Origin of the sequence: Streptomyces sp. NPDC006384, from assembly GCF_042870695.1 — a bacterium.
Taxonomy (GTDB): Bacteria; Actinomycetota; Actinomycetes; order Streptomycetales; family Streptomycetaceae; genus Streptomyces.
This window is the reverse complement of the sequence record NZ_JBIAHR010000050.1, coordinates 1-8,473: the sequence shown is the minus strand read 5'-3', so window position 1 is coordinate 8,473 and position 8,473 is coordinate 1. Positions and strand designations below refer to the sequence as shown.

Below are 8,473 nucleotides of genomic sequence, written 5' to 3'. Positions count from 1 at the left end.
GCTCCGCGTGAGCGCTGGCGGGACGCTACGCGTCCCGCTCACCGGCCCGGCTGCGCCGGGCCGGTGACGCTCCGTCCGCTCCGCTCCCGGAGCTGCGGGGGCCTGCGGCCCCCGCGAGGTGGCCTACGCTGCGCTCCAGCCACCCGAGGCGCTCCCGCGCCCCGGGGCCGGACCCGCTGCGCGGGTCGGCAACGGGCCTTCGGCCCGGCAGTGAGGCGAAGGGGTGGCCGGGGCCGGTGACTCTGCATCAGATGATGCACCATGTAGCTTTGGCAGAACCGGGCCACCCCCGTGCTTCAAACTGTGAGGCGGATCTAGTCTGGAGCTATCCCACGCCTCCGCTTCGCGTGAATCGGTCGGTCAGCTCTCGTTCCCAGTCACACCAAACCATTCAGGGAAGCTTTTCCTCATTCGTCGCTCGGCGTTCTGCAGCCCCCAATCATGACGCAACGCTTGACGACATTCTTCTGCACTGAAACCGAGTTGACGAAGCAATACACTCTCGGCGAACAGACAGGCAGTTCTAAGCAATGCAACCATTTGCTCTACGTCGTATTCATCGTCCGAATTCAACACGTGACCAATTCCGTCACGAACTCTTCGAACCGCCTGAATCCACTTTTCCTCATCTCCTACAATATCAGCCATAAAATGGTCTGTGAACTGGAGCAACTCACGCCCGCGGAACACGTAAGACTTTCGGTGGCCGTATTGAATGACACTTGCCAGCCACCCGTGGTGATCTGGAGCCACCTTCTTGACGGCTGAGAGGATCGCCCTATTCCTAGCGCGGTCCTCTTCTGTCTTCTCCTCGTAGTGCGGATTCAGGCCTCGATGCAGTGCTTCGATCGCTGAGGCAATCGTGAACATCTGCTGCTGCAGATATCCTCCTACCTCAGATCGAAGAGAGAAAATCCAGTCGCATGCGGAGGCCAGTCTGGCCTGCTGCTCGTACCAGTTAGGGACAACGACGCCGAACTCAACATTGGGTGGGAAATGACTGCTGTTCATACCGAAGCGCATATGCTCACGGATCATCGGCTTACCCGGTTGTTCCTGGTCACTCCTCTTCCGGCGAACCTGGTAGAGCTTGAAAGGCCAGGTTTCTCGCCATTCTTTGGTTTCATCGTAGTTGCCCACCTGGAGAGAGAACGCTTCGCAATGCCGTCCCGTGGCCAGGGTAAGCAATTGTTCGAGCGGCCTAATGAACCTCTGCTCCAAGTCTTCAAGAGCTACTCGTTCCTCGATTTTGAGCTCAATCAATTCATGGCTAGTGAACCCTGCATCCGTCAGTAGGCCTAGGTGAGACGTGGTAACTCGTCGCAGTGATACCTCGCATCCGGGAATGTTGGCTACCAGGCTTGGTAGATCGAGCGCCTTGACCATTCCATCGGAATGCTTATACGCGACGCGATTGGCCCACTGATCCAAGTTGTACAAACGAAAGTAGGCGCGGTTAAAACTACATTCTCCCTCGTTAAGGACATCGTCACCGATCAGTGCTGTATTTGCGACGAACCTATTCTGGGTTTCCTCGTATGTTTCTTCACCCCTACCATGACTAATCCTGCTTCCGCCCGTGTAAAAGGCGCCCAGTAGAGTCACGCCGACGCCCATACACCTGCCGTGTATGACGGAAGGGCTCCGCTTGGCTATGCTGCGCTGACCGGATGAAAGATTTTCATAGACAGAGAGCTCTGGGTGGTTTAGCTCAATTTCCAGGCTGCCGTGCATTACTTGCTCGGGGTCCTGAGGGAGCCACCACTGCCCAACGTAGGTCTGCTCGTTCTGCATAGGTCAAAGCATAAGCGGCGAAGGATGCCGTATCTCCCAATTTCTTGTTCGGCGCGACTCTGCAGTGGTCCGTGACGCCGGCGGTTGATGCTGTCGCATGCTGGCAGCCGCCTGGTGTACAGCGCTGGCTCGGTCGACTCACTCGATCGAGGTATGACCGGAACCAAGGGACGGTCCGTAGGTCTCTGCACCGGTACAGCCGCCCCAAAACTTGGACAGCTGGCGTGATGGGCCTCTTGTCGGGCTCTGGCGGGTAGCTGACTATGCGTTACAGACGAGTAGTTGAGCCGTTGATGGAGTGGGGGACCATGTCCACGGGAACGGGTGGGGGTTACTGGGCGGACAAGGCTCTGCCCAGCGTGTTCAAGCACGAGTTGCTGAAGCGCTATATGCCTCAGTTCGGTGGCATGACAGCTTCGCAGACTCGGGACAAGCGTGTGGTGTACCTGGACGGTTACGCAGGTGAGGGCCGCTACGAGAACGGTGATCCTGCTTCGGCAGAGATCGCCCTCCGGGTCGCCTCCCACTTCCGTGCCCAGCACGGGATCACTGTGGAGTGCTTCTTCACGGAGGCGCAGCAGAAGTCGTTTGATCGGCTTCATCAGGTCGTTGAGCAGTATCGGGCCGGCGGTGTGCTGGCGCACGCCCGCCGCGGTGAGGTTGATGAGGTCCTCGACAGTGTGGTTCAGCGGGCTGCTGGCGCGCCGCTGTTCCTGTTCCTGGATCCGTGCGGGCTGGTGCTTCCTCAGGATCGTCTGGTGGACGTGTTGGCCCGGCAGCGGCGTGAGACGAAACCGCCGACGGAGCTGTTGATGAACTTCAGCATGATGGCGGTGTGGCGCTTGGGCGGGCACGTGCGCTCTCCGCAGGGCAACGAGAGGTCGTTGCAGCGCTTCGACGATGTGTGCGGCGGCAGCTGGTGGCGGGAGTATTTCGCGGAAGCTGCTGCCCCGAAGGCGAAGGAGGGGGCTGCTGAGGACGCCATCGAGGCCGTGGCGGCTGAGTACTCCCGTCTGCTTGCGGAGCGCACCGGCATGTTCGTGCAGTCGGTGCCGGTCTCCCACGATGCGCACAAGCGAGCCGTCTACCGGCTGGTCTTCGCCACCCGCAGTCAGTACGGCTTGTGGGTCTTCGGCGACTCGGTTGCCCGGGCCCGGGACGAATGGTGGAAGACGCTGGATGCCCGTGAGGAGAGCGAGGGGAAGCTGGCGCTGTGGCCCATGCGTCCGGACCCGAAGGAGGTCACGGAACGGGCGGTGCCCGAGATCGCGAAGAACCTGGAGAAGCTGTTGCTGCACACCCGGGGCCCGGTCAGGCTCGTGGACCACACGCTGGAGATCTTCGGAAGCTTCTACGGGCAGGTAACCGAGCCCGCGGCACGCAGAGCAGTGCAGCGCCTGTACGGCGAGGGCAAGACGCCCAGCAATGGTGTGGGTGTGAAGCGAACCCGGGAGATCAAGGTATTCCCGGGACGTCTCGTTGCATGACGTGCATGGGGACGTGCTGCCCGTTCCCGCTCATACGGCAACGGGCAGCGGCATCTGGTCCCAGGTGCGGCCGTGCAGTTCGCGGCCGCCTGCCTTCGGTGTGCGGCCGCCCCACTGTTTGAAGAAGAACGCGACGCCAGCGTCCTGGCAGGTGTCTCGGATGCCGGTGACCCAGGCCTCCTCCAGGGGGCGGTGACGCGGCCCGGACTCGCCGCCGGCGATGACCCAGTGAATGCCGTCAAGGTTCAGTCCGGGCAAGGGGCCGAGGAGAGGCTCGCAGGACAGGAAACGAACTGCGGCAGGAACTTCACGTAGGTCATCGACGCGCGCCAGTTCCTTCTCAGTCTCGATGGAGACGCCCATCCACAGGTTGGCCGGCCACTCGAGCTTGTGGGCTACCTGGCGCAGGCGGCGGGCCCGCTTGGTCAGCACCTGGTAGGTGTGCTGCGGAGTGTCGGCCATGACTTGGAAGACCTGGCGGACGAAGTCCAGCGGTACCCGGGCGTGGAAGAGGTCGGACATGGAGTTCACGAAAACCACGCGCGGGCTCTTCCAGCCGTACGGGACGTCGAGGGCATCGGGGTGCAGGGTGACCCCGAAGCCAGGCCCGGAGGTGCGAGGATCGCCGTCGTTCTGGTACTTCGCCGCTCCCATGGCCTTCAGCCGCTTCGCCAGGGTGAGGGCGTAGCAGTTGTCGCAGCCCGAGGAGACGCGGTCGCAGCCGGTGGTCGGGTTCCAGGTCGCCTCGGTCCATTCGATGGAACTGCGGTCGCTCACTGTTCTCCTCCTGCTGCCGTACCTAGGGCACACCGCCCACGACTGCGGGCTTGGCGGTTGTCGTGCCTAACGATGCCGCTGGGACGCACGTACTGGGACGCACAGTTCAGCATTCGCATGCATTCGATCGCTTCTCGTAATCAAATTCGAACTTATGTTCCCAAGGTAGTGGATAAAGAGCGCACAGTCGAGGTCGAGGCGAGCATCTACCGGTCAAGCGGCGGCCGTTGTTACGCACAAAGCACTGCTCTCGGGTATCTCCCGCGTTCATCTCGGAGGAGCATCTCGCCTCGCTGGAACGGTGCACGGCTACAGGTCGAACTCCACGTGCTCGACGTCCGTGAATTCGACCTCCAGGCCCGCGGCGCGGCGGCCGCCGTCGCGGAAGTAGACCTCGCCGAGCGCTTCGGCCGCCAGGGCGCGCAACTGCTGTTCGCCGGCGCCCTGGTCCTGGGCGTCGAAGAGGCGGGCGGCGTGGTGTGGGGGCAGGACGAGGGTGAGGTGGCGGATGCGGGCGTCGTCGGTGGTGCCGGGTGCTGCGGTGAAGCCGAAGCGGGCGCGGGTGTCGAGGACCAGGCCGGTGCTGGTGGCGGCCTGCTTGCGGGCCTGGGCGCGGATGCGGGGCTGCCAGCGTGCGCGGACGGCGTCCTCCAGGCGCTGCGCGAGGTCGGTGCGCGGGCGGTGGATCTGGTCCTTGACGTACCGCTCGACGGTGCGCTGCGAGATGCCGAGCAGGCCGGCCACCGCGCGGGTGCGCTTGAGCTGCTTGACCAGGTAGCGCATCTGCGCACCGGCTGACTTGGGAATGGGGCGGGTGAAGGCGCCCTGGACGGCGCGGTCAAGACCGTCGCGGAACAAGGTCATCGTCGCCTTCTCCTACTCGCCGATGTCGGCACGGGTGCGTCCTGAAGATTGAAGCCCCTTTTAGCGCTTGCGTTCGAGTTTCCCTGATTGTCAGTGGGGTGCGCCAAGCTGGACTGGGTCGGGGCAGTGACCGACAGGGGCTGGGGCGTTCGATGCGCGCGGGAGGGGTACTGATGGTCAACAACCTACTGTGGCACGTGGAGTTCGGGCTGCTCGACATCAGGCGGGCCGACCTGGGGAGGCCTGAGCTGCGGGGGCTTCGCCGCTTCTTGTTGGCGGACACGCGGCTTCCGCTGGAAAAGCGGGAGCTGCAGTGCGGCGGTGTGTGCCGTCAGCTGGGCTACATCGAGTGGATGTACGTCTACGAGCGCAACGGACAGCTCATCGCCGCGCACCAGCGGAGCTCTTCCGAGCAGAGGCACCAGGTGAGCGAGAGTGCGGAACACCAGGCGTACAAGGAACGCACGGTGCGTGTGGCGGTGGAGGCCGGACACCGGGCCGAGACCGAGGTACGCACGCCCGACGGCAAGGTGCGCAGTGACGTCTTGGTTTACGGCGCAGCGGATACTCCGACGTCGTTCGAGATTCAGCGCAGTCATCTTCGGGCGGACGTGATTCGGCGCCGGAACAAGGCCGCCCAGGATCACGGCATCAGTGCGGCGTGGCATACCGACGACACGCAGATGTTCAACCGCAATGAGGTCGCCTGGACCCGCACGGACAACGACCTGCCTCCGCGAGCGTCCGTGACGGGAAGCACCTCCTGATCCGCGGTGGGTACCGGCGCCTGGAGATGGAGAAGTGCGACGAACGGCGGGCCCGTCCGTGTCTGACCAAGCGCACCGGCAAGTGCGGCCAGTGGCACCCCGTCTCACATCTGCAGCAGATCGCCTACGACGACTTCGTGCGTGCGGTGGCGGCCGGCGACATCGTGCAGGCCGGGGTGAGAGAGTTCCGGACGGTCTTCCACTTCTGGACGCCCACGGCGGAGCTGGAACGGTATGAGGACAGTGTCGGGAAGACGGCCCGCACCCTCAGCTCCAGGCGGCACACTCCTGCGTCGGCCGTGTCGGACCGCGACCCCACGTGTCATGAGCGGACACGCGGCCGGCCGCAGCTGGTTATGCGACCGGGACCGTGCCTGGACTGGAGCAGCCGCTCTCACTGGTCCGACACCGCCATGCCCTGCCAGTACTGCGGGCGGCCGAGCAGCTTGCTGGATGACCTGCGCCGGCCCACGCACAAGGTGTGTGCTGAGGAGCGGCTGCCAGCCCCTGTGTCTGCTCCCATCGTCTGATGCGGAGACCGGCACTGCACCGAGCTGTGTGGCGTGCCGCATTGGGCATGGCATTGCCATGTAAAGGGCGGTACGGTGTATCCAGGCTAGCTGCCGCGGGTGGCTAGAAGTGGAGCCAGGTGACCTGGGGCAGACCGGGAGCCTGGCTCGGCGTCTGTCTGGGGTCCCTCCGTTTCTTCAGCAGTCGGTCTGGACGTCGAAATCGATCAGCGTTGGGCCCAGCAGGTCTGTGTACCGGCTGTCGCCCTGTCGCTGGGCCCGGACCGCCCCGGCGACGATGTCCGAGATCCACAGGAGCGGCTCCTTGGCGCCGGGGATGTGGTCCGCGCGCATCTGCGTGCCCTTGGGCAGGACGGTCTGCCGGGCCGTGGCGATGGTCCGGATGTCCCGTGCGTTCAGCTCATCCTCTCGGGCTTCCAGGCAGAGGTGTCCGATTCCGAAGCCATGGAGTTCGAAGATCAGTGTGTTCAGGCACTTGCTGCGGGCCCGCTCCTGCTTGCGCCTGGGCACGGGTGAGCCGACGGAGACGATGTGGAGGCCGTCCTGCCGGGCGACCACTCGCGCGGCCTCCTGACGCTCGGTGCGGTCCATCTCGTGCCAGTGCAGCTTGGCGGTACTGCGCGGGCCCTTCAGGCGACGCATCGTCTCTCGGGTCGCATCGGTTGCCGACGGCTCGAGGATCGTGGCGGCGATGATGTAGAAGCCGGCTGTGTCGTGCTCTCGGAAGGACTCGTCCAGCCAGGCGGTCCTCACTTCCTGATCGTTGTGGGTACGCGCGCGTTCCCCCCGGGACTGGCGTATGACGTCACCTCCCTCGCCGGGCGGCTGGAGCCGCGGACTTCTTCGTCTCGACGGTGCTTCCCGATGCGCTCACGGCACCACGGACCTTGGCTGCCGCCTGCTTTCGGGCTTTGCGGGGCCGCATGGCAGCGGCGCGCTGGTACTGGTAGGCCATGGTGAAGCCGGCGGGCGCCAGGGGGGCCTTGCTGTACTGCTCGCGGCGCTCGATCAGTTGCAGGTCGAGCAGCTTCTTAAGTCCGCGTTCGTGGGTGTCCGCCGACCAGCCGTACCAGTCCGGTGCCTTCTCCGCGGGGAACTTCGACCAGTTCTTCTCCCGGAGGACTACCAGCAGCAGGGCCAGGGCGGGCAGGTCTACCTGCTCGTCGTAGCCCTTGGTCCAGAACGTGGAGGGGATCTGCAGGTACAGGTCCTGCTCCGACTGTCCGAGGGGCCGGTCGTAGGGGGCGCCGCTTCCGTCCTCGCGCAGCAGGGTCACGGTGATCAGTGTCCCGGAGCGGGTGCACGTGATGAGGTTGCGGTCCTGCAGCCGACGCAGGGTGCGCCAGGCCCCGGTCCGTGCGGACTGTTCGGTGGCGGTCTGGTCGATGTCCAGCATCCGGGCCCAGACGGCGCTGTCGTGCTTGGTGGACCAACCGTCCGTTCCGCTGCTGCACGCGGCCACGATCAGCAGGTAGGCCTTGAGCCCCCGCAGGTCCCGGCCGGTCACAAAGTCGCTGAGCGGTCCGTGCCGGCTCGCGGAGCCTCTCGGTGCCTGGACGAACGTCTTACGCAGGGGCACGTTGGCGCGGATCGAGCGCTTGAGGATCTCTGTCCGGGTGTCGCGCCCGGTCGCCTTGGTCGCCTGTATGTCCTGCCGGGTGAGCGTTGTCGTCTTCATGCTGCAGAAGCTAGACGGTCTGTTCGTCGCAACTCAACTGATTCAGCGGACCGTTGCCTGCACGCGTGAGCGGGTGTATGAGAGAGCCAAGTGAGAGAACAAGGTGAGAGAACAACCTGTGACGACTGTGTAAGGACCACTTGCGACGAGTACGTTTCGGCTCCTTGTTCTGAACGCGATGCATGGCTCTGCTGAGTAGCACGGCGCCTCGTGCCGACCGCTTCGCTCGAGATCAGAAATGCCGAGGTCTGGGCAGGAGCAGGGCGTCCTGGGCGGGTAAGGGGTCGACGACCAGGCGCTCGCCGACGCCGTTGGCGGTGCTGCCGTCGGGGACGAGGCAGCCGGTCGCGCGCAGCTCTGCGATGGCCTTTCCGAGGGCTTCGCGGCCTTCGGCGTTGCCGCGGTCGCGGCGGGGCAGGCCGATCAGCGAGGAAACGGACGGCTCGTAGCCGGGTTCGTAGCCGGCGGCCAGTTCGGCCAGTGTCGGCGTACACGTGAACGTCCCCACCCGCGTACGGATGAAAAGGGACAGTTGTTGATGCGTTGAGACCTGCTGCTCGGCACTCTGCTGCTTGG

General features: G+C 64.5%; 7 protein-coding genes and 1 pseudogene. 2 read left to right on the top strand and 6 right to left on the bottom strand.

The window, feature by feature from the left end; genetic code table 11:
- Window positions 1-360 precede the first annotated feature (360 nt).
- Entirely contained in the window at window positions 361-1,794 is a 1,434-nt protein-coding gene (locus tag ACFYOJ_RS36070) for a HEPN domain-containing protein (RefSeq protein ID WP_356559105.1), read from the bottom strand.
- 308 nt (window positions 1,795-2,102) lie between these two features.
- Here ACFYOJ_RS36070 and tcmP point away from each other — a divergent pair, with 308 nt between their 5' ends.
- Window positions 2,103-3,281, top strand: coding sequence for a three-Cys-motif partner protein TcmP (gene tcmP / locus ACFYOJ_RS36065; protein ID WP_356559107.1), 1,179 nt, complete (start codon window positions 2,103-2,105; stop codon window positions 3,279-3,281).
- Window positions 3,282-3,311: 30 nt separating this feature from the next.
- On the opposite strand, the gene ACFYOJ_RS36060 is transcribed toward tcmP, so the two are convergent.
- Window positions 3,312-4,058 carry a phage Gp37/Gp68 family protein gene (locus tag ACFYOJ_RS36060; protein ID WP_356559109.1) on the bottom strand — a complete coding sequence of 249 codons (747 nt, stop codon included), beginning with the start codon at window positions 4,056-4,058 and terminating at the stop codon, window positions 3,312-3,314.
- Window positions 4,059-4,367: 309 nt separating this feature from the next.
- On the bottom strand, window positions 4,368-4,922 hold the full coding sequence (gene tpg / locus ACFYOJ_RS36055) for a telomere-protecting terminal protein Tpg (protein ID WP_356559111.1): 555 nt from the start codon (window positions 4,920-4,922) through the stop codon (window positions 4,368-4,370).
- A 173-nt stretch (window positions 4,923-5,095) separates the two neighbouring features.
- On the opposite strand from tpg, the gene ACFYOJ_RS36050 reads away from it, so the two are divergent.
- Entirely contained in the window at window positions 5,096-5,689 is a 594-nt protein-coding gene (locus ACFYOJ_RS36050) for a hypothetical protein (protein ID WP_356559113.1), read from the top strand.
- A 707-nt stretch (window positions 5,690-6,396) separates the two neighbouring features.
- On the opposite strand, the gene ACFYOJ_RS36045 is transcribed toward ACFYOJ_RS36050, so the two are convergent.
- From ACFYOJ_RS36045 to ACFYOJ_RS36035, 3 genes and pseudogenes are all read right to left on the bottom strand, one after another.
- Window positions 6,397-6,972: a hypothetical protein gene (locus ACFYOJ_RS36045; RefSeq protein ID WP_356559115.1), complete on the bottom strand. Its 576-nt coding sequence runs from the start codon at window positions 6,970-6,972 to the stop codon at window positions 6,397-6,399.
- A 52-nt stretch (window positions 6,973-7,024) separates the two neighbouring features.
- Window positions 7,025-7,897, bottom strand: coding sequence for a hypothetical protein (locus ACFYOJ_RS36040; protein WP_356559117.1), 873 nt, complete (start codon window positions 7,895-7,897; stop codon window positions 7,025-7,027).
- 232 nt (window positions 7,898-8,129) lie between these two features.
- A pseudogene (locus ACFYOJ_RS36035) lies at window positions 8,130-8,473 on the bottom strand (hypothetical protein); the annotation flags it as partial.